Origin of the sequence: Paraburkholderia sp. GAS32, from assembly GCF_050434225.1 — a bacterium.
Classification (GTDB): domain Bacteria; phylum Pseudomonadota; class Gammaproteobacteria; order Burkholderiales; family Burkholderiaceae; genus Paraburkholderia; species Paraburkholderia madseniana.
Map to the genome: position 1 here is coordinate 16,127 of NZ_JBNPVS010000070.1, position 19,572 is coordinate 35,698.

General features: G+C 59.7%; 19 protein-coding genes and 1 pseudogene. 12 read left to right on the top strand and 8 right to left on the bottom strand.

All coding sequences use genetic code 11. The features are described 5' to 3' along the window. The first annotated feature begins 214 nt into the window (after positions 1-214). A pseudogene (locus tag P3T25_RS44875) lies at positions 215-669 on the top strand (NUDIX hydrolase). Continuing rightward, on the top strand, positions 632-895 hold the full coding sequence (locus P3T25_RS44880; RefSeq protein WP_429363868.1) for a hypothetical protein: 264 nt from the start codon (positions 632-634) through the stop codon (positions 893-895). The pseudogene P3T25_RS44875 and the gene P3T25_RS44880 overlap by 38 nt, the downstream one beginning before the upstream one ends. 569 nt (positions 896-1,464) lie before the next feature. Here the strand turns inward: P3T25_RS44880 and P3T25_RS44885 are convergent. The 4 genes from P3T25_RS44885 to P3T25_RS44900 form a co-directional block, all read right to left on the bottom strand. Continuing rightward, a complete protein-coding gene (locus P3T25_RS44885) occupies positions 1,465-1,623 on the bottom strand; it encodes a hypothetical protein (protein ID WP_171925650.1) in 159 nt (52 codons plus the stop codon). Between the two features lie 28 nt (positions 1,624-1,651). Continuing rightward, complete coding sequence (gene phbB, locus P3T25_RS44890; protein ID WP_408518053.1) at positions 1,652-2,395, bottom strand: acetoacetyl-CoA reductase; 744 nt, start codon at positions 2,393-2,395, stop codon at positions 1,652-1,654. 156 nt (positions 2,396-2,551) lie between these two features. Continuing rightward, entirely contained in the window at positions 2,552-3,121 is a 570-nt protein-coding gene (locus tag P3T25_RS44895; RefSeq protein ID WP_429363871.1) for a phasin family protein, read from the bottom strand. A gap of 298 nt (positions 3,122-3,419) precedes the next feature. Further along, positions 3,420-3,617 (bottom strand): hypothetical protein, encoded by a 198-nt coding sequence (locus tag P3T25_RS44900; protein ID WP_429363873.1) that lies wholly within the window; start codon positions 3,615-3,617, stop codon positions 3,420-3,422. A gap of 1,028 nt (positions 3,618-4,645) precedes the next feature. Between P3T25_RS44900 and P3T25_RS44905 the strand changes: the two genes are divergently transcribed. After that, positions 4,646-5,044 carry a hypothetical protein gene (locus P3T25_RS44905; protein ID WP_429363875.1) on the top strand — a complete coding sequence of 133 codons (399 nt, stop codon included), beginning with the start codon at positions 4,646-4,648 and terminating at the stop codon, positions 5,042-5,044. A gap of 136 nt (positions 5,045-5,180) precedes the next feature. Here P3T25_RS44905 and phoU read toward each other — a convergent pair whose 3' ends face one another. Next, positions 5,181-5,888, bottom strand: a complete 708-nt coding sequence (gene phoU, locus P3T25_RS44910) for a phosphate signaling complex protein PhoU (protein ID WP_429363877.1) — start codon at positions 5,886-5,888, stop codon at positions 5,181-5,183. Between the two features lie 35 nt (positions 5,889-5,923). On the opposite strand from phoU, the gene P3T25_RS44915 reads away from it, so the two are divergent. Together P3T25_RS44915 and P3T25_RS44920 are read left to right on the top strand one after the other, a co-directional pair. Beyond that, positions 5,924-6,379, top strand: a complete 456-nt coding sequence (locus tag P3T25_RS44915) for a hypothetical protein (RefSeq protein ID WP_429363879.1) — start codon at positions 5,924-5,926, stop codon at positions 6,377-6,379. 196 nt (positions 6,380-6,575) lie between these two features. Next, positions 6,576-8,237 (top strand): Na/Pi cotransporter family protein, encoded by a 1,662-nt coding sequence (locus tag P3T25_RS44920; protein ID WP_429363881.1) that lies wholly within the window; start codon positions 6,576-6,578, stop codon positions 8,235-8,237. A gap of 167 nt (positions 8,238-8,404) precedes the next feature. Here P3T25_RS44920 and P3T25_RS44925 read toward each other — a convergent pair whose 3' ends face one another. Both P3T25_RS44925 and P3T25_RS44930 read right to left on the bottom strand, forming a co-directional pair. Continuing rightward, complete coding sequence (locus P3T25_RS44925; protein WP_429363883.1) at positions 8,405-8,641, bottom strand: hypothetical protein; 237 nt, start codon at positions 8,639-8,641, stop codon at positions 8,405-8,407. 165 nt (positions 8,642-8,806) lie between these two features. Beyond that, a complete protein-coding gene (locus P3T25_RS44930; RefSeq protein WP_429363885.1) occupies positions 8,807-9,850 on the bottom strand; it encodes a LacI family DNA-binding transcriptional regulator in 1,044 nt (347 codons plus the stop codon). 243 nt (positions 9,851-10,093) lie between these two features. Between P3T25_RS44930 and P3T25_RS44935 the strand changes: the two genes are divergently transcribed. The 7 genes from P3T25_RS44935 (at position 10,094) to P3T25_RS44965 (ending at position 17,099) form a co-directional block, all read left to right on the top strand. Further along, positions 10,094-11,470 carry a uracil-xanthine permease family protein gene (locus tag P3T25_RS44935; RefSeq protein ID WP_429363887.1) on the top strand — a complete coding sequence of 459 codons (1,377 nt, stop codon included), beginning with the start codon at positions 10,094-10,096 and terminating at the stop codon, positions 11,468-11,470. A gap of 22 nt (positions 11,471-11,492) precedes the next feature. Beyond that, positions 11,493-12,962, top strand: a complete 1,470-nt coding sequence (locus tag P3T25_RS44940; protein WP_429363889.1) for an amidohydrolase family protein — start codon at positions 11,493-11,495, stop codon at positions 12,960-12,962. A 53-nt stretch (positions 12,963-13,015) separates the two neighbouring features. Further along, complete coding sequence (locus P3T25_RS44945) at positions 13,016-13,732, top strand: sulfite exporter TauE/SafE family protein (RefSeq protein WP_429363892.1); 717 nt, start codon at positions 13,016-13,018, stop codon at positions 13,730-13,732. A 40-nt stretch (positions 13,733-13,772) separates the two neighbouring features. Next, on the top strand, positions 13,773-14,861 hold the full coding sequence (locus tag P3T25_RS44950; protein WP_429363894.1) for a porin: 1,089 nt from the start codon (positions 13,773-13,775) through the stop codon (positions 14,859-14,861). 354 nt (positions 14,862-15,215) lie between these two features. Next, the gene (locus P3T25_RS44955) at positions 15,216-15,494 is read left to right on the top strand and encodes a hypothetical protein (RefSeq protein WP_429363896.1); all 279 of its coding nucleotides are present in this window, start codon (positions 15,216-15,218) and stop codon (positions 15,492-15,494) included. Positions 15,495-15,926: 432 nt separating this feature from the next. After that, the gene (locus P3T25_RS44960; protein ID WP_429363898.1) at positions 15,927-16,397 is read left to right on the top strand and encodes a hypothetical protein; all 471 of its coding nucleotides are present in this window, start codon (positions 15,927-15,929) and stop codon (positions 16,395-16,397) included. A 243-nt stretch (positions 16,398-16,640) separates the two neighbouring features. Next, positions 16,641-17,099 (top strand): zinc-finger-containing protein, encoded by a 459-nt coding sequence (locus P3T25_RS44965; RefSeq protein WP_429363900.1) that lies wholly within the window; start codon positions 16,641-16,643, stop codon positions 17,097-17,099. 1,486 nt (positions 17,100-18,585) lie between these two features. Here the strand turns inward: P3T25_RS44965 and P3T25_RS44970 are convergent. Further along, the gene (locus P3T25_RS44970) at positions 18,586-18,873 is read right to left on the bottom strand and encodes a hypothetical protein (protein ID WP_429363902.1); all 288 of its coding nucleotides are present in this window, start codon (positions 18,871-18,873) and stop codon (positions 18,586-18,588) included. Positions 18,874-19,572: the final 699 nt, after the last annotated feature.

Sequence of the window (19,572 nt, forward strand, 5' to 3'; positions counted from 1 at the left end):
GTAGTGAGCCAGTCTAACGCGATATCTTCCCGACTGTTGGAGGGGAAAACAACAATTCTTCACCGATCCCCGCATTCAGCATCGGGGGACCTGTCGGTATGTCGCCTGTGAGACTGCTACTCGGTATTTTGGACAGGACTTACAATGCCCGATAAAGGTCTGCCGGCGTTACATCACCGCCGGCTTCGACTGATATCAAGGGTGCAGGGAGAGGATGAAAGACAGAGCGACCGTGGTATGCGTGCGGGAAAACCGGATTCTGCTGGTTGCCAGAGAACGATCAAGATGGGCGCTAGCCGGCGGGAGAATCCGTCGGGACGAGACGCCCCTGGAAGCTGCGCGACGTGAACTGGTGGAAGAAACGACGCTGGCGGCTATTGAGTTGACATACCTCTTTCAATTTACCGGTTTCAATACCTTGCACCATGTCTTTTCGCTGACGTCGCGCACCATGCTAGCGTGCAGCCCAGCAACGAAATCGCGAAGTGCAGGTGGTTCACCCCGGTCAAGATTGCGACGCTTTCCGCCAGCGTCCCTACTCGTGGAATCGTAGAGCTTTTCTGCCGGTATATCCGCACTCTGCAATCGGACGACGTCCAGCGGATTTCGCAGCAGGCGGAACGGGTGAGCCGTGAACCGCACGTATCACTATCACGGATTCGAAGTTGAGGTGGCCGTCGAGGCTGACGTCAGCTGGCTGGGCGGACGCAGTGCGTTATCCAGCGTGGGATATGTCGCGGTCGTGAGGATCTGCAAGGAAGGTGCCGCTCTTGCCGATTTCTCGCCGTTGCGTTTTGGCGAATCGCAAGGAAAGCCATTTTTAAGCGAAGCTGATGCGCTCATGGGCGGCTATAGCGCGGGGCGACGTATCGTCGATGATTTGTTCAGTTCGTGATACGCGTCCACGCCGCCCTGGAAACAAAGCCTTTCATCCACTGATGATCCAATAACGGGTGACTGCTCTGGGCGGGCGGATGATCCGTCATTCGTCGATGCCCCGCGACTCTCTCCGATGGCCGAACCCGGAAGTTCGATGTCGACGCGTTTGGCCGAACCCAAGCCTGCTTCGAACTTCCGCAGTCGGCTCAAGGCGGGAGGCAGCATCCAGAGAACTGCCATCTCCCTGTTTCTTACATCGCCTTGCACCCACAAGAGTGCGTCCGTGCCAGGCGCACAAAAAAAGCCAGGGCGGTGAAGCCCTGGACGAGGGGATTCTGCTGGTTGAGAGGACCAGCAGAATCCGAGGGTGGCCACCGCGCCTGAGAGCGCGGTAGCCCGATCACAAGATATCGCCGTTTCATCGTCGCGCGAATCGATGTTTACCGCCATGGCGTACGAAACGGCGGCAACCATCGCATAGGTGTTGCCAGTGCACGTTTGCTGATGGAGCTCAGGTGCCCATCCATTCAGGCAACGATGCGACCACCCTCGATACCGCAACAACAGGATAGCGAGCGCAGTAGTTCAATGTCGGGCGTTGCTCCAGTGCGGCCAGTAGTGGTGGTGATCGAGCTGTCTGAGCCGTTTCCGACGCAATTGCTCCCGGTAATAATGAGCGGCGACGAACACGGGTGCCATCGCCAGCACGAACGAGCCCACAACGATTGCCACTGCTTCACTCATCGCAACCTCCATAGCAGAACTATCGGCTTCACTGCAGGTGTTGCCCCCCGTTGATTGCGATGTTGGCGCCGGTCACGAAACCCGCTTCACGCGAGCACAGGTACAGCACGAGTGCGGCGACTTCGTCGGGCTCTCCGAGCCGGCCGACCGGAATCTGCGGAATGATCTTCGTCTCGCGGATGTCCTCGGGCACCGCCATCACCATCTTCGTCGCGATATAGCCGGGCGAGATCGTGTTGACGGTGACGCCTTTCTTCGCCACCTCAAGCGCCAGCGATTTCGTGAAGCCATGCATGCCGGCCTTCGCCGCCGCATAGTTGGTCTGACCGAACCCGCCCTTGGAGCCGATGATCGACGACACGTTGATGATGCGGCCCCAGCCACGCTCGACCATGCTGTCGCACACCGGCTTCGTCATGTTGAACACTGAGTCGAGGTTGGTCCGGATGACCGCGTCCCAATTGACCTTGTCGAGCTTCCTGAAGCTGGCGTCGCGCGTAATGCCGGCGTTGTTAATCAGGATGTCGACCGGTCCGACTTCCGCGCTGATTTGCGCCATGCATCGTTCGCACGAGTCGTAGTCGGCGACGTCGACCGCGTATGCGCGGAATTGTCGTCCCTGTGCCTCCATGCGTTCGAGCCACTCGTTCGCACCGGTGTTGCCCGGCGAACAGGTAACCACGACCGCATAGCCGGCGTCATGCAGCTTGATGCTGATCGCTTCGCCAAGTCCGCCCATTCCACCCGTCACCACCGCGATCTGCTTTGCCATCGAATCGTCCTCGTAAAAGCTGGCGTCATGCTCATCTGGAGCAACACTGCCTTCAGTCCTGGAACTGGATGTACTGGAAGGCGGGATTCCCTATCCATAAGGAATCCTTCATATATTACAGAAACCATACCACGGGCATCGCTGCCCGCGCCAGTTCTAACGCTTCGCGCCCGCCGCTACGGGAGCCTGTCCGGAGTTGCTTCGCACGGCCTTTGACGCTGAAGCTGTGAGTGCATCAAAATTACTCCCAGCAACCTGCACGGCCTGTTGTCCCGTTTTCTGCAGCGTTTCGTACAGGGTCGTGGTGGCGGCAATCGCGGATTTCCACGCAGCGATCGCGGCTTCAGAACCTGCGGGACCATGCTTCGCCGCGTCCTCGACGAGTGTCTGCACGCGACCGTTATACCGATCGTACTGCGCCTGTGCGAGTTGCGTGACTTCAGCCTGAGTGGTCGACGCGATCTCGAACACTTGCCGGCCGTATGACAGCGATTTTTCCGCGAAGGGTCCGGTGAAACCTGCCTGCAGCGCGAACCACTGCTGCGGGTCTGTCGTGCCGGGCACCTTCGTCACGTTCTCCTGCGCCTCGGCGAGCGTGGACCTGACGACCTGCAGGTTCAGCGCGACCAGTTTCTCGACGCCTTCAAAGGCCTTTCCGGCCAACCCGAAGAACGCGTCGACGTTGGCCTTCGCGGCAGCAACCTGCTCGGGACTCAATATAGTCATTGTTGACTTCCTCAAAATTCGGTCCGGCGCGCGAAACCCCGATCGGACGGGTGTGTTGCGGCGGATCGCGATGCTGGAAAAATCGAAGTGCAAGGACGCCTGCCCGGCGGCACGCGTCGCGAGGACTTCGGACGGTCGTTACATCAACAGGCACTACAACTAAACCCCAACTGGGACGCTTCGTTCATGACTGTTTCTTCGGCGCGATCGCCGTGTGGTGCAGCTGCATTCGTGTCGAACATGGGGACAGCAGACGCCGCAGTTTCATTCAGGACCGGGAGGTAGACGCCGCAGATGTCTAGCGCATCCGGGCGACGGCCTTGAGAATGGAATCGCCGTCGCTTGTGACATGAGGACGTGAGCGTCCTGACGCGAGGTTTTCCAGTGATATGAGTTGCTGCTCGAACAGCGTGTCGAGCTCGGCGCGGCCTAGATCAATCTGATCCGGCGAGGCCTTGATGAGCATTAAGGTAGCGAATTCATGGGGACTCAGCATATCGTCTCCTCGATTTAGTCTTTCTGCGCCGCGAGCATTAATTACCCTCTCCGTGCCGAATGGCGGCAAATATTTCCGTGGCGTTTGCAAAGCACGTTCAGGAAATCCTTACCGAGACGTCATCATAACCACTCAATTTTCGAATGCAATATGTGAAATGCTTTTTACGGGTACAACCATTTTGTCTGATGAATATTTATGTATATTGCATGGCAGCGCGATGTGGTGCATAACGCCACCGGCGATCCCAGTGGATGCCTGTCTGGCATGGCCCATGGCTGATCCTGACTACACACGATGTGTGAATCAATGACCTAATTAATGGTGCCAGTTTATGTTGAATGCATCGGATCAGTTTATATTTGAAGATTGTATTTATGGGCTAACGTCCATTTGAAGCGGTTATCCTTAGGCCGACATTGCGAAATATTTATTACAGCGCGCGTGAATCTGCCACGCCACCCACATTGGGATCGGCGCGAAGATGCAACAGGGTGATGCAGTGATCCTTCATCGAACAGCCTTCGCAATCGGATTGACATGATCGGCACACCACCGTGTCGGCCTTCGTAATGTGCGTGCGCGGAATCCTGAATTGGCGCCTGATCCTGCCACCGGGCAGCGCCCACCGTGAGCGTGGCATCGCGACCAGCAGTACCCGGCCATCACGGATACACAGCACCGTTGCCCTGTTTTCATAGCAGTCTGACCTCTTATGCGAGGCGGCGATTTTATGGCGACACGGACGATGAAGCTGCGTGATCAAAAATTCGGGGGCCTTTGAACACAGTTGCGGCAAGCGGCGATCCGCTCAAAGTGACTTGCAACGGAATTTCGATGTGCACTTCGCACACCACGACGTCATAAAAATGTCACAATTATGGGTTTTCGGGCCGAATGGTGCGCCCTATCGGAATCTTGATTGCAAGAGCGATCTGCTGTCGCGCATGACTGCAAGCGGGTTCTCCGAGACCTGCACGCGGCCGAAAGCCATGTCAGGCATGCGAGCCTGCAAGCACGGCAAGTAAATGGAGCATGCCATGACACGGACGTACGAATACAACGGGTTCACCTTGGAGGTCGCAGTCGAATCCGATTGCCGCAGCCGCCCGGCAAAACGCGCATCGGCACATCCGGGCTATGTCGCGGTCGTTCGGATTTGCGAAGCAGGCAGCGCAGTGCCCCGATTGTCGCAACTCAGACTGGGTGAAGCAGGCGGCCACCCGTTCGATAGCGAGGCCGGCGCCCTGAATGGCGGGTACATCGCAGCGCGCACGATCGTGGACGACCTTTTCGGCCAGGACATTGCCGACTCCATCGTCATGCCATTGTGGCAGTCCCCGGTTACGCTACCTTCACCCGGGGTATTGCTGTCCTTCAGTGAACGCACGAAACGGTCCGAAAAGGTGCACGCCCGTCGGGTGTGACTCTGGGGCGCCTGATCCAGAATGCGATCCGTTCCAGCAGAATCGACTGTCATTCTACGAATGTGCAAGGAAGCCCCGGCAATCATCCAAGGGCTTAGCACCATCGTTGAGTCTTCGTGCCCCTGCTGTCCGGTTCTCAATCATCCAGGGCTTCGCGCTCAAGTCGCTCGCGCGAAACATGGCGTACATCCGTGCCTTTGACAACGTAAATGACGAGCTCCGCCAGATTCTTCGCGTGATCCCCGATCCGTTCGATAGCTGATGCAATGAACAGGTAGTCGAGCGCAGACGAGATAATGCGAGGATTCTCGGCCATGTACGTTGGCAGCTTGCGCACAAAAGCGCGATACCGGTCATCGATCGCCTCATCCTCGCGCATGATCCGGGCTGCCGCAACAGTATCGAGTCGGGCGAATGCAGCGAGCGCGTTATGGAGGATGCTTGCCGCCATCTGGCCGGATGACTGAATCTCGGCAGTATTGACGTTCCTGCCCGCACCGTCATTCGCGATTCGCCGCGTCCGCTTCGCGATCTTGCGTGCCTCATCGCCGGCACGCTCGAGATTGGTAACGCCCTTTGAGATGGCCATCAGTCGACGCAGGTCGGATGCGGCGGGCTGGCGCCGCGCGATGATGTTGCCGCACTCGGCATCGATCTCGACTTCCATCGCATTGAGTCGATGCTCCTCATCAACCACCTTCTCGACCAGGCCCATGTCGAAGCGGCTGAGCGCCTCCATCGCATCGGTCAACTGTGATTCAACCAGTCCCCCCATCTCGAAAAACCTCAACGACAGGTGTTCAAGATCAGCGTCGAACCCGCTGGAAATGTGCTTGTCTGGCATTGAAAACTCCCCTTGCCCGAAAGAAGATAAACTGTTTGTACGATTTGTCAAACCTGCGCGAAATCATGAAGCCACAGGCCACCGGGAACAGAAGCGGCAAACGACCGTATGTGCACACGGCTGCAGGTGCCAATAAGGCAGGTGCAGCCAAGGAGCCGGATGATACGACGAAGGTTCGACCTTCGGCGACGAAGGCGAAGACCCGGAAGGCAACGCCCGTTGAAGACCCTCCCCCGCGCGTCGCCCGGCACCGCAGGGAGCACGTCAAACGGGAAAAGGTCGTGCGGGACACCTTCACAATGCCGAGGTCGGACTACGAAAAGATCGCGGCGCTCAAACAGCGGTGCCTCGATGCGGGGGTCGCCGTGAAAAAGAGCGAGCTCGTGCGGGCGGGCCTGCTTCTGCTGGAGTCTGAACCGACGAAACGCCTTCTCGCGGCCGTCACTGCGGTCGAGCCGGTCAAGACTGGCCGGCCACCAAAATCGAAGTGAGCCGCGCGCGGGGCCTGATAGTCGCGCCATATAGCGGCAAAAGCCGGGGCTTGCGAGAGGACCTCGCGCTTACCCTGTCCGGGCTCCGGGGCTCAGCCGGTAATGGTTCAGGTTCGATGCGAATGTGCAGGCAAGGCGCGACAAGCCCGCACGAAGTGTCACATGACCGTTCGTTCGGCACGGAGGGCTCTGAATCATGACATTGACGTTCACGCTGATCGATCTGGCTGGATCCGTCGCGCTGCTCCTGTGGGGTACCCACATGGTGCAGACCGGCATCCAGCGCGCGTTCGGTGCCACCCTTCGCTCACTGCTCGGTCGGGCTCTGCGCGGGCGACTGGGCGCCTTCCTGGCCGGGATCGGCGTCACCGCGGTATTGCAGAGCAGTACGGCGACCGGACTCATGACGGCCGGCTTCGCTGCCGGCGGCCTGGTCGACCTGGTCCCCGCGCTCGCCGTCATGCTCGGCGCGAACGTCGGCACAACACTGATCGTGCAGGTGCTGTCGTTCGATGTTGCGGCGGCCTCGCCGGCGGTGATACTCGTCGGCGTGCTGATGTTCCGGAAGGCGTCAAACACACGGGCACACGATCTGGGCCGCGTCCTGATTGGCCTGGGCCTGATGCTGCTCGCGCTGCACCAGTTGCTCGGGCTGATGACGGACTACGAGGACGCGCCCAGTCTGCGCATGCTGCTGGGCGCCGCATCCACCGTGCCGCTGGTGGATGTGCTGCTGGCAGCGGGTCTGACCTGGGCCGCGCATTCAAGCGTGGCGATCATCCTGCTCATCATGTCGCTGTGTGCGCAGAACGTGGTGCCGCCCGATGCCGCATTCGCACTGGTGCTGGGCGCGAATCTCGGCACTGCAATCAACCCGCTGCTGGAGGGGGCCACCGCGGGTGATCCGGCGTCGAAGCGGTTGCCGGTTGGCAATCTGCTCTCGCGGGCCGTCGGCGTCGTGATGGCGCTCGCCGCGCTCGGGCCGCTTGGCAGGCTCATGGTCACGATCGAACCGGACAATGCCCGGGTGGTGGCCGATTTTCATACGATGTTCAACCTTGTGCTTGCCTGCCTGTTCCTGCCGGTGCTGTCTCCGTACGCGCGACTGCTGGGCCGGCTGCTACCTCAGCGCGCAGACCCCGCCGACCCCTCGCGGCCACTGTATCTGGATCCGGCCGCACGGCAGATTCCGATGGTGGCGCTTGGCAATGCGGCACGTGAGGCACTGCGCCTGGCCGATGTGCTCGGCGAGATGCTGGCGGGTGCCCGCGCGGCGCTGGTGGAGGGCGACCGGAAACTGATTGTGGAAACGCGCCGGCGCGATGACATCCTGGACAACCTGAATACCGCGATCAAGACGTACCTGACGTCGCTCGATCCCGAACAACTTGCTGAGAACGACCATCGGCGGCTGCACGAGATCCTGACCTTCGTTATCAACATCGAGCAGGCTGGCGACGTGGTGGATCTGAACCTGCTCCCGCACGCCACCAAGCGCGTGAAGCGCGGACTCGCGTTTTCGAAGGAAGGGGAAACCGAATTGCTGGCCATGATGGACCGCCTGATGACCAATCTGCGTACCGCCGCGTCGCTGTTCATGACGGAGGATCCACGTACGGCACGCATGCTGGCTGACGAGAAGGTGGCCTTCAGGGAAGCGGAATCCACTGCGACGGCTTCGCACTTTGAGCGGCTGCGCTCCGGTCGCATTGACACCGCCCAGACCAGCGCACTGCACCTCGATCTGCTCCGTGACCTGAAGCTCATCAATTCGCATATCGTCGCGGCAGCCGCGTACCCGGTCCTCGAACGCACGGGAGCCCTGTTGCCCAGCCGGATTGCCGCGAATGAAATGTAGTCCGAAAGAAGTGGGCTCGCGCTGCACTGTATGCAGACAGTCCGCGGGGAAAACGAGCTGTCACGGATCGGCGTAATGGCGCCAGGGATGATCGCAGCGGGAGATACAGAAGGTTGTCCGTTCGGCGGCGATCAGCAAAGGTCTGGATGTATTTGATTTGCCCGTTGCTATGGACGTGAACCCACGCTTCCCTGAAGAGCGGGATTTCCGTCCGGACACCATACGATGTCCGGATCATTCCTTTCGATGTAGGCGACCATTTGTTCCCGGGTGAGATAGCCCTGCTCGCTGGTATCCTTGCCATCGACGACCTTGACCCACCACAAATACGCGATGTGTTCATGGCCCTGCCCTCCTGCCATCCGTCTCGCGACACATCTGGTTGTGAAACCGGCTGTGCTCATGGTGTTGCTCCAGTTGGTGAGTCGATACGTGCCAGGGCGCATCGGACAGTCAGGTTGGGCTATAGATCAACCGGACATCAGCGGCAGGCGAACAGCGTCCCTGTGACTGGGCACGAAAATGCGGGCGTCATCGGATTGCTCCCGCGGTCCCAGATGCGGTATCCATCAGACTGCGGATGACGCGGCAATTACCGATGATTCGCGAACCACGAGATCCGGCCGGGTTGGCACAACAAACCGGCGGCCGTCCTTGCCGCCCAGGTGCTCGAACAGCAGGGCGACCGCCTGCGACGCCATGTCGTCGAGGTGAAGATCAACCGCGGTCAGCGGCGGACGGCAGCTTCTTGCGCGGGTCCCGTCGTAACGCGTCACAACCTTCACGTCATATGGCACTCGCCTTCCCTCTTCAATGAGGGCTTGTACGGCTCCAACGGCAAACGCATCAACAAGTGCGCAAAGTCCGTCGATGTGGGGGTGTTCCCGGAGCAGTGTGGTGCAGGCGTTCCGACCCGCTGCCTCGCCGCCGGACTCATCCGCGACCGCGATGACGGACGCCATGCCATGTTCCGCGCAGAACCGCTGGTAGGTCGCCCTTGACTCGATGTACGAATTGCGCTGCTGCGCGCCGATCAGCAAGGCAATCTGCCGGCTGCCCTGGTCTTTCAGATGGCAGAGCAACAACTCCGTGGTTGCCGATGAATGAATGTCTACGTAGGGCACCGCATCGTTTGCCGGTTGGCGTCCAAGACACACAACCGGCAGGCCACGGTCCAGCAGGTGGGCCACGTTCGCGTCGTCGGCGGTGGGCTCGATCACGATCGCACCGTCAATGTCGAGTTGCTCGAGCGGCAGCCGGCCGGCCATCAGGGGCGGCACCAGCACCAGCGCAAGGCCGCGCGTCAGTGCGGCAGCGGCCGCCACGGCGGCGACTTCCATCAGGAACCCGAGACGTGAGGCACCGCCGGCGATTTCGAACGGCATCGAGGAGATCAGCGCAATCGTTCGGGCCTCCCCGGTGCGCAGCCGCTGCGCCCTGACGCTCGGACGGTAACCAAGGGTGCGGGCAGCCTCTTTCACGCGCTCGCGCGTTTGCGGGTCAACATAACCCTTGTCGTTCAGCGCATGCGAAACCGTGGTGGGAGACACTCCCGCTGCGCGGGCGACGTCGGCAATCGTTGGACGCTGCCTCGTCGGCACTGGAATCTGCATGGTGTTCCTTTCGATCGATAACCCGGGCTTTGCCTATCGGAACTGCACGTTCAATGAATAATCCAGCTTGACAACTCCGCATTGGCGACCCATTCTACGATAGCAAATCGATTTGGGAGTAATCCATTTTTTTTGCGCGCACCCCAAATCGATTTGGGAACTGCAAACCATCGCATCCGGATACCGGAGCAACCCGACCCAGCAGCGTTGCCGCCTCTGCCGGGAAACAGGAGACATACCGCCATGACGAACACCCAGCCGGTTCACGCTGTCGACGAGCGTTTGCCGCTTCTCAAACTTGTCCTGTTCGGACTGCAGCACGTCCTTGTCGTGGCCGCCTCGCCGATCACGGCCGTTTTCCTGGTTGCAAAGGCGCTCGGACTATCGTCCGGGCTGACCGTGGACCTCATCAGCGCCACCTTTCTTGTCTGTGGGCTGGGCACCCTGCTGCAATCGTTCGGCCCGCTGAAATTCGGCGCCCGGCTGCCGTTGGTCATGGTGCCTGGCGGGGCTCCTGTGGTGCTGTTTGTCCTCATCGCGCAACAAACCAACCTGCAGACAGCAGCGGGCGCGGTGATCCTGACTGGCGTGTTCTATTTCCTGCTGCTGCCCGTCTTTGCGCGCTGCCTGCGATTCTTTCCACGCATCGTGATCGGCACGATGCTGATCCTGGTGGCCGCAAACCTGATCAAGATCTACGGCGTCGTCATCGTCGGCCGTCCCGGTACGGCTGACTTCGCGAGTCCGCTCGCGATCGGGCTGGCACTTGCGACCGTTGCTTTCACAATCCTCTTCGCCAAGATTTTCAAGGGCATGCTCGGTCAGCTCGCAGTCCTGCTCGGCCTGCTGGCCGGGGCCGTCCTGTCCGCCGCGCTGGGCCTCATGAACTTCACAGGCGTCTGGTCCGGTGCCTTCATCACGATGCCCACGCCGCTGCCATTCGGCATGCCCCATTTCGACGTCCTGGCGGCGCTGCCGTTGCTGATTTTCAGCGTGATCTCGATGGCCGAAGCCACTGGCCAGACCGTGGCAATCGCCGAGGTTGTGGGCAAAGAAATCGATCCGGGCGTGGTGGTACCGAAAACGATCCGTGGGGACGCGTTGATGTCTGTGCTGGGTGGACTGTTTGGCACGTCGTTGATCATTACCAGCAGCGAAAACATTGGCATCGTCCAGGCGACCGGCATACGGTCCCGCTTCGTCACGGTAGCCGCTGGCGTCATTCTGATTGTCATCGCGCTGCTCGCGCCGCTTGGCCGTCTGGCCAACGCTATTCCCGCCGCCGTGGTAGGCGGAACCGCACTGATCGTGTTTTCGATCATCGGTGTGATGGGAATCAACCTCCTACGTGAGGTCGACCTCCGGTCGCGCGCCAACATGTACACGCTTGCCGCAGCGCTGACAATGGGCTTCCTGCCGATCGTCGTGCCCGGTGTCTACAGCAGGTTTCCCGCCACCCTCCAGATCCTGCTCGGCAACGGCCTCGCCATGGGCGCACTGACGGCGGTGATCGTCAACATCGTCTTCCAGCACCTTCATCTGCGCTGGCGCGTACGGGATGTCGCGAACCCAGCCACGCACCTTAAAGCCGCGGTCGACAAAAACCATTCCTGCCATTAACAACGCCTTTCTGGATCAAGCCATGTACTCCCACACCGTCAATAGCCATACGCCGCAGAATCTGACGCCCACGGATCTGTCTGCCGACGAACTCCTGCTGCTGCCAGAGTATGTGCTGCTGGCCGACGGGCCGGCACAGCGGCACGGCGTCGTGATCGCCCACGGCAAGTTTATCGACGTCGATTGCGCCGAAGCCCTGATCGTGCGCCACCCGCACCTGACTCCGGTTAGATTGCCGGGCAAGCTGGTCATGCCCGGCTTCATCGATGCACACCATCACCTCACCCAGTCATTCGGCAAGGCGCTTGCGTTTGGTGAACCGTCGGAAATCTATCGCCGCATCTGGGTGCCGCTGGAAAACTGCCTCGACGAGAACCTGCTCTACCTGTCAGCGAAGCTGGCCGCACTGGAGGCACTGCGCGGCGGCTTCACCACGGTCTGCGATGCCGGCACGCGCGCGAGCGGCGATGCCACGACGATCGCCGCAGCCACGCAGGACGCCGGTATCCGCTGTGTGCTCGGTCTGATATGCAACGACCTTGCCGACGACGTTGATGCCCGCGAGCGCGCGGCCATTGTGGAGCGTGCCCGCAGCCATCTTGCGCGCTGGGACGGCCATCCGCTCGTCCATCCGTCGCTTGCAATCTCGATACCCGAAGCGGGATCAGACGGCATGCTGCAGACGGCCGCCGCGCTGTGCGCGGACGCAGGCGCGATCTTCCAGACGCATGCGAACGAGCATCTGGCGTCAGTTGAGCGATCGATCGTCCGACGCAAGATGCGCCCGATCGAGCATCTTCACTACGCCGGGGCACTCGGCCCGCAAACCCTCATCGCGCACGCAACGCTTGTCACGCCGACGGAACTGAACCTGCTGCGCGACACGGGAACGGCGGTCAGCTACAACCCGGTCGCGAGCTCGTGGAAGGGCAATGCAGTGGCCCCCGCGATGCAGATGGCGGCACTCGGCATCCGCTTCGGACTGGGTACCGATGGCACGCGCAGCGATGCCTTCAGGCTGCTCGACGCGGCGGAAACTGCCCAGCGCTTCGCGTTTGGCCTCGCGACCGGCGACTCGTCCTGCGGTGCGGGCGAACTCTGGCTGGACCATGCGCTGCGCGGCGGCGCTGACGTCCTCCGCCTCGATGCGCTGACCGGCGGCATCGCACCAGGCAAGGCCGCCGACTTTCTGCTGGTCGACATCGACGTGCCCGAAATGCGTCCGTCCTGGGATCTCAAGTGGGAACTGGTCCGACTAGCCAATCGCAGCCAGATCGACGCCGTGTTTGTCGCAGGCAGCCTGCGCCTCTGGCAGGGCTGGCCCCTCGACTGGGATGCGCGCGCGTTCCTGAAAGAGGTCGACGACGTGGCGGCCGATGTCGTGGCTCGTGCTCCGATCCAGCGCGTTCACCCTGCCTCGCAGCCCGATGTCAACACGGGGCAAAGCGACCCTGCCGCCGCGCACTCCGTGAACGTTACCGCAGGTCGGTAGCGCGTGCTGCCGTCCACCACGAACAACTTTCCTTTTACTGATCGGTAATTCCTGTGAGCCCCACAATATTCGCCATCCTAGCCGCCACGGTGCTGGTCGCTTCATTCGTTCAGGGCGCCGTCGGCGTAGGCTTCGCGCTCATTGCCGCACCGGTCATCGGGCTCGTCGAACCCGGTCTGTTGCCGGTGTCACTGCTGATCCTGATGTTGCCGTTAAACGTGTACCTCGCATGGCGGGAGCGCCCCGCGCTTGATTCGAACGGAGCCCTGTGGATCACGCTCGGACGGACCGTCGGCGCGGTGGGAGGCGTATTGATCATCTCCCGGATATCGGCACACGACCTGAATCTGTTCATTGGTGCGTCGACCGTCGCCGCAGCGGTCGTAACCCTTTGCGCTCCGACGTTCGCGCCTGGCCGCAAGGCGTTCATAGCAGCCGGTGCTGTGACCGGCATCACGGAAACCGCAACGGGCATCGGTGGTCCGGCACTGGCCATGGTCTTCCAGCATTACCGGGCACCGGCGCTGCGCTCGACCATCGCACTGTGTTTCGCGGTCGGCGAGGCGCTCTCGCTGGTGATGCTCAGCTTTGCCGGGCAGATCACGCACGGAAAGTTCGTGTCTGCGCTGCTGCTCGTCCCACCGGTCATCGTTGGCGCGTTCGTCAGCCAGCACATTCATCACCGGTTTAACGGCAAGACACTGCGCATGAGCGTGATGGTGTTCGCGATCGTATCGGGTGCAGCCATCCTGTATCAGACGTTGAAGTGAATCGGACCAGAGCTGTCCAATTCGACACAGAGGAGACCATATGAAAAAACATTTACTTTCGATCGCGTTCCCGCTGCTGGGCGTTGCCACCGGGGCGCATGCACAGAGTAGCGTGACGCTCTATGGCAGTACGGACGCCGGGGTCGGCTACGTCAGCAACCTGCATGGCGGTCATGCCTTTATTGCCCAACAGGGCACGTTCCAGGCCGACCGCTGGGGCCTCCTGGGTGTTGAGGATCTCGGAGGGGGACTGAAAACCGTATTCAGACTCGAGTCGGGGTTTTCGACGATCAGCGGCGCCATGTCCAGTGCAGGAACGCTTTTCAACCGCCAGGTTTATGTCGGGCTGTCGGATGACCGCTTCGGCACCGTCACGCTGGGCCGCCAGACTGACTTTCACTTCGAGATGCTTGGACCCATGTCCACCGCGCAAACGCTCGGTGACTTCTCCGCGTTTCATCCGGGCAATGTCGACGGCCTGGGCAACACCGTGCCGGTCGAATTGTCGAACGTGGTCAAGTTCCGGAGCCAGAACTTTGCGGGCGTGACCTTTGGTGCGATGTACGGGTTCACCAACACGACCAGCAGCACGGCTGGACGGAGTATCAGCCTCGGCGCGACCTACGCGAATGGCCCAGTAAAGCTCGCTGCCGCGTACTCGGAATATCACGATCGCACACTGAACCTCGCAGGTGGCCTTGGACTGACCAGCTTTGAAGGGGTCAATCTGGCCGGCGGAACGCCGTTCGTGGCGGACAGCGTGAAGAATGCGGGCATCGGCGGCAGCTACCAGTTGGGACGTTTTCTGCTGCACGCGCTGGTGACGCAGGTGCGTATTGAGCGGCATGGCCAGACCGAAAATTACCGGACCGCCGATGGAGGGGTCAATTTCCAGCTAACGCCGGCGTATCAGATCGATGCCGGAGCATGGACTACGACCCTCGCGGGCAAACGGTGGACGCAGCTGACGGTCGCAAATGTCTATGCGCTGTCGAAGCGGACACAGTTGTATGTCGATGCGATGGTTGAACAGGCCTCGTCAGGTGCCGTTGCCAGTACGCTGGGCATCGGCGCGTCGTCGTCGAACCGGCAGACCGTCGTCCTGACGGGGATTCATCACCTGTTCTGAGCGTGTAGTCGCCCCGGGCACGCGGGGCGTGCCAGCCTCACCAGGAGGTATGCCACTACCGTCTCCAGTGCTCACATCCTCCTGTCAGAGCACTGTTCAGCCCTCCGTAGCGAGGGCTTTTTTTTTGGCGGCTCATTGCTTAGTCGTTTGACAGGTGTAGCGCAACGCCGGTATCTTTTAAGAGCAACGCGGCATGCGGTTCTAAACGGCGCTGCCAGCGCCACCGCTTCGCGTTCGGTGACCGACGTCAGTTTCGCGTCGTGCAAGCTGAGTAAGGAGGATCTTCTATGGTATCGAGGTCTAACGATATAGTATGTACAAATGACTCAGCTGGCTCCGGTCGAGGAGCTAGCAATGTCAAGCAAAACACGCTTCAAATTCACAATCGGGAAAGGGCGGATTCAGGGTGAATACGAAAAGGAAGAAGATGAAAAAGATGAAAAGTGGTCGGCATTGACAAAAGTGTCTATCGCATTCGGCGGTCTTCTATTGATAGCAGGGATTTATGGAGCCTTCAGCCATAATTTCGGCCCATTCAATAGATTACTAGATGCAGAAACGACAACGGTTCAGGCGGTAGGTGAAGAACATCATCAATTAAAGATGGACGAAAAGCACGACAAGCACGACTAGCGTGCTGGTGAGCACAGAAAACGCCTCCTGAAAGGTCCTCAGGGCGGCATACAAGATACGAAGTCTTCTATTGAACCGGTAGACGCCCACGGGGAGGCGTCTACCGTGTGTTGGAGATACCCCGATAGCCAAGGTCAGGGCGCACATACAACTTGCGACTGGCCGTTTCCAATCTGACTTGAGCCAGTCGCCCGCCGAACGTGCGACGCATGCTTGCGTCTTGACGCTCGGGCGTTTCGATTCAGGAGGGCCTCAGCGTTCCCGCAGGACCCTGCCTCCCCGAAGGGAGGGCGGTGTCCATTCCATCTCGGTCGCGATGGGACATTCAAATATCTGAAGAGGAGCGTGAAGGTTTAGACAGGAGGTAGGCTGTCGCTTGTGCGACCTCGTATAATTGTGCGCGCCAAACACGCTCACGAAGAAGGGGACGATATGCTGAAGAGAATCACTGAGAGAATCAGCTACATCACCATTGGCCGCGCTCCAGTTGGCGGAGTCTTCTTGCTTATCGTTATCTGCAGCTTAATGCTGGCGGGGCTGTTCGTATATTGGAATGTGATGGACGCTATCCCTCGCTGGGTGGACAAGGTGGCCTTCATATACTTTGCGATGTTTGCCTACGGTCGTTATCTCGAAAAGAAGGAGCTCAATTGGCTCAACCAGCGCGAGCACCTCTCCTTCAGGATCGAACTACTATGCTCAGACCTCGACCTCATTCGTGCCAGCACGGCTGATTTTGGGATTATCGGTAGGAGCGGAGTAGGAAACGCAAGTTACGCGGAATTCTCAACTCGCTCATTAGAGACTGTAACGGGCTGGCGGAAAATCTTAGATGCGTCGAAACGGCCATACAAATACATTACTTCCGTTGGTTCGATGACTGAGAACGATCCGCAGTGGTGAGGGCAACTGCCTGGCCCGTGGGTGACTCCCGTTCCTCGCTGCGAGCGGCTGCTTTGTGCGATCCCAACGGGCCGCTGCGGGTCGACACGAGGTGGTCGTACCTGCTCGGCCGCGGCCATTCACCGAGCTTGCGTTGGGCGAGGGACGCACGGTCTCAGTTACAAATGATCGCGACAATCGTACAGCTTTCGCTTCCCGACGATCGCGGATAATGTGATCTGAAGTCAGAGGAAGGAGTGTCCGGTGCGTGTAGGTCGCCCGATCAAGGCATTACCCCAGCCCTTGTGCGATTACTGCGGCGCTCACGCCGCGTTCGTGAAAGACGGTGAAGCGTCGTATCCCTACCGCGACGACCACGGCGCGCTCTGGGTCTGCACAGCGTGTCAGGCGTGGATCGGCATCCACTCGCGCAGCACACGGAACGTGCCGCTGGGACGTCTCGCCGACGGCGCATTGCGCGACGCGAAGAGGCGCCTGCACGACGCGCTTGAGCCACTGGTCTCGGGCAAGGTCAGGCGTGATCACGTCAATCCGTTCGAGGCCCGCGCGAAAGCGATCCACTGGGTCGCATCCGAACTCCGCTTCGATCCGGTGCCGGCGTCCATCCACAACCTGTCACTCGACCAGTGTGAACAGGCGATCCGGCATGTCGAAGCATTCATCGCACATCGCGGGGCCGCTTCGTCAGAAGGCAACGTTTAAGCAACCTCCGCCTGTGGCCGCTATCCCCGTTCAAGAGATCACCAACGAACCCTGATGCCCAAAACTCTCCCATTCGTTCGCAACCCCAACTCGGCACGAGTACGGCGCGCCAAAACGATGCTGTTGGCCACAATTAGCGTTCAGAAGCGATGACGGCACGGGCGCTGAGCCGCCCCTCACCGTCCAGCGCAGACAGGCTGGCCACGCTTACGGGCTGACGAATTTGAAGGCGAGGACTGCCGCAGCGGCGTTCGGCCTGCCTCGACGCTGCGGATCTTCTGCAAGCAGTTTCTGAAAAAATGTTTCTTCCTGTTTGCCGTACAGTTCGCGAAATTCGCCGAGAACCTCAGCGATAGCGCTGTCCCGCGTTTCCGGACTCAAGGTGCTGCTGATGTATGAACAACCTCGTGCTATTTCAAGCAGTAAGCTGCGCGAACATCCATCATGGTGGCACCACCAGTATTCCCTGCGGCATGAGGTCCCTCAATCTTTTTATGTACGCGCGCATGCACTGCCGGGCGTACAGCTGGACTGAGTCGCAATGAGCGGCGAATGATAGTGTGGAACTAATTTACCGCAGAGCACTGAAGGAAATCTTAAGAAGCGTTTTCTCGTGAGCTGAGACAGTCGTCGATGCGTGTGCGTTGCAAAAAAAAAGCCGGCACGAAGCCGGCTGTAAAAAGGTCTAGCTTCCGAGGGGCAGCTAGAGCCTGAGAGAAGGCAAGCCCGTGCCGAACCTTGAGGTAGCGTACGGAAACCCGGCAGGACTTGAGGCCCGCACTGCACCTGAAGCAGCCTCGTATGTGTCTGCGGAGGGACGCTGAGCCACCCTCGATGCCAGTTGGACCCTGCACCTTTTGATGGTCGCCCGATTGTCCTAGGATAGAACAATTAAGGCGTCACAGTTGGCTCGCCGAACGACGACTAGGAGCGACATGCCATGCACGCTGATCCGGTGGAATACAAGGCATCGACGATCATGCCTCTCGCCCCGGTTTCCATCCCAGGCTACGCAGCAACTGTGATAGTTACGCACCCGAACGGCAAACGCGAAACATTTGGCATTCTTGGTTACTTCGCGTCCGAGAGCGCGGCATGCAGGTTTGCCGTTGAATACGCCAAGGCCCATATCGATGGGCGGCGACGTCCGAAGCCGCCGTTTTCTCTCCGATAGTTCCGCAAAGCAGCTTGTGCAGTTGAAGCTAGCGGCGCCTGATGGCTCGCGCAAATGCGGAAGAGAGTTTGATGTATAAAAAAAGCCGCAGACATTGCTGCGGCCCAAACACACACGTCGCGCAAGGGGCGCTGACGTTGGTTCCATCCTACACATCCGCGTTTCTGACGCAATCAGGTGTCTCGCCTGAATATTTGCGAGAGGCCGCATTGCCGCATCTGCGCTGGCTGGGCTTATTTCAAACGCTGACGCAGCCGTTGCGAAATGGCTACATCGCCGGTCGTTCGGCATCAGGGCCGCTTATCTGGACTTTCATCTGGCCGAGGCCTTCTCCGACATATCGTCCTGCTGTGTCGATGAATCAACGTCCGTGGTGGCGAGGTTATCGTCGCGCGCGTCGATCCACTCAATCGCCCATTGTCGAGCAAGCTCGATCGCCTCGTCTTCGTTATCGAACCAGGCCAGATTGCGCTCGATGTGCATTTCAGTGTCCGCATCATCGTCAGGCGATGCCTGGATGATCCGCGCATGTGCGAAGAACTGTCCAAGCGCAAATTCCGGGGTCGCGTCAATGACCCAACCGCGGTACTCGTACTTCATGATCACCTCCGATACTTGGCCAATCGGGATTCCAACAGACAAAGCATGGATTCATCAGGTTGTATTCGCTAACCCTCCAAGGTTGAATTACCAGGTCGGGGCCGGCAAGCAGGCAGCACGTTGTCGTCGGCCGCCATACTGTTATAGACCTGCGCCAGTGCTTCGGCACATCGACAATCAAAAGTAAGATGCCTTTAGGCAGAAGGAGCCGAAACCTTCATTAGGCCCAGCTGGAACACGGCTCCTCGGGGTATGTTGCGGCGCGCAAAGCATCTTCGACGAGACATTCGTGTGCGTAATAGAGGGCCCGTTTTAGCCCGAAGACGACGAGTAACTGGTCGTCGGCGAACGTCTGCTATCGAGAAAACTGGCAGTCCTTTGTGGTTCGATCACGGTCTGCGGTAACCTCAGTAACACTTATCGGTGTATAGATCAATAATTGCGAGGACCAGGGACAGCGGAACGCGAGGACTCTGATCAGCATCCTCGGCGGTACCGCGATTTCGACGTGAGGCGTGGGATGGGCGGTGATCGGCCATTAAGCGATCGCGGTTGACGATACAGTGCCCGGAGGGAATGGAATGCCCCGAAACCTCCGTTTGTTGGTAAGCGCGAATTAACGCACACCACAATGAGCCGGCGCGTAGGGCTAGATCATGCAGGAACTAATACGTCGCGCGGCTTGGCAACGTTGAACGG

Excerpts from the sequence above, each read along its gene's own strand:
- P3T25_RS44960 (WP_429363898.1), top strand. The coding sequence starts at position 15,927 with ATGCTGAAGAGAATCACTGAGAGAATCAGCTACATCACCATTGGCCGC.
- P3T25_RS44950 (WP_429363894.1), top strand. The coding sequence starts at position 13,773 with ATGAAAAAACATTTACTTTCGATCGCGTTCCCGCTGCTGGGCGTTGCC.
- P3T25_RS44940 (WP_429363889.1), top strand. The coding sequence starts at position 11,493 with ATGTACTCCCACACCGTCAATAGCCATACGCCGCAGAATCTGACGCCC.
- P3T25_RS44955 (WP_429363896.1), top strand. The coding sequence starts at position 15,216 with ATGTCAAGCAAAACACGCTTCAAATTCACAATCGGGAAAGGGCGGATT.
- P3T25_RS44885 (WP_171925650.1), bottom strand. The coding sequence starts at position 1,623 with ATGAGTGAAGCAGTGGCAATCGTTGTGGGCTCGTTCGTGCTGGCGATG.
- P3T25_RS44935 (WP_429363887.1), top strand. The coding sequence starts at position 10,094 with ATGACGAACACCCAGCCGGTTCACGCTGTCGACGAGCGTTTGCCGCTT.
- P3T25_RS44905 (WP_429363875.1), top strand. The coding sequence starts at position 4,646 with ATGGAGCATGCCATGACACGGACGTACGAATACAACGGGTTCACCTTG.
- P3T25_RS44895 (WP_429363871.1), bottom strand. The coding sequence starts at position 3,121 with ATGACTATATTGAGTCCCGAGCAGGTTGCTGCCGCGAAGGCCAACGTC.
- P3T25_RS44900 (WP_429363873.1), bottom strand. The coding sequence starts at position 3,617 with ATGCTGAGTCCCCATGAATTCGCTACCTTAATGCTCATCAAGGCCTCG.
- phbB (WP_408518053.1), bottom strand. The coding sequence starts at position 2,395 with ATGGCAAAGCAGATCGCGGTGGTGACGGGTGGAATGGGCGGACTTGGC.
- P3T25_RS44925 (WP_429363883.1), bottom strand. The coding sequence starts at position 8,641 with ATGAGCACAGCCGGTTTCACAACCAGATGTGTCGCGAGACGGATGGCA.
- P3T25_RS44920 (WP_429363881.1), top strand. The coding sequence starts at position 6,576 with ATGACATTGACGTTCACGCTGATCGATCTGGCTGGATCCGTCGCGCTG.
- P3T25_RS44930 (WP_429363885.1), bottom strand. The coding sequence starts at position 9,850 with ATGCAGATTCCAGTGCCGACGAGGCAGCGTCCAACGATTGCCGACGTC.
- P3T25_RS44970 (WP_429363902.1), bottom strand. The coding sequence starts at position 18,873 with ATGAAGTACGAGTACCGCGGTTGGGTCATTGACGCGACCCCGGAATTT.
- phoU (WP_429363877.1), bottom strand. The coding sequence starts at position 5,888 with ATGCCAGACAAGCACATTTCCAGCGGGTTCGACGCTGATCTTGAACAC.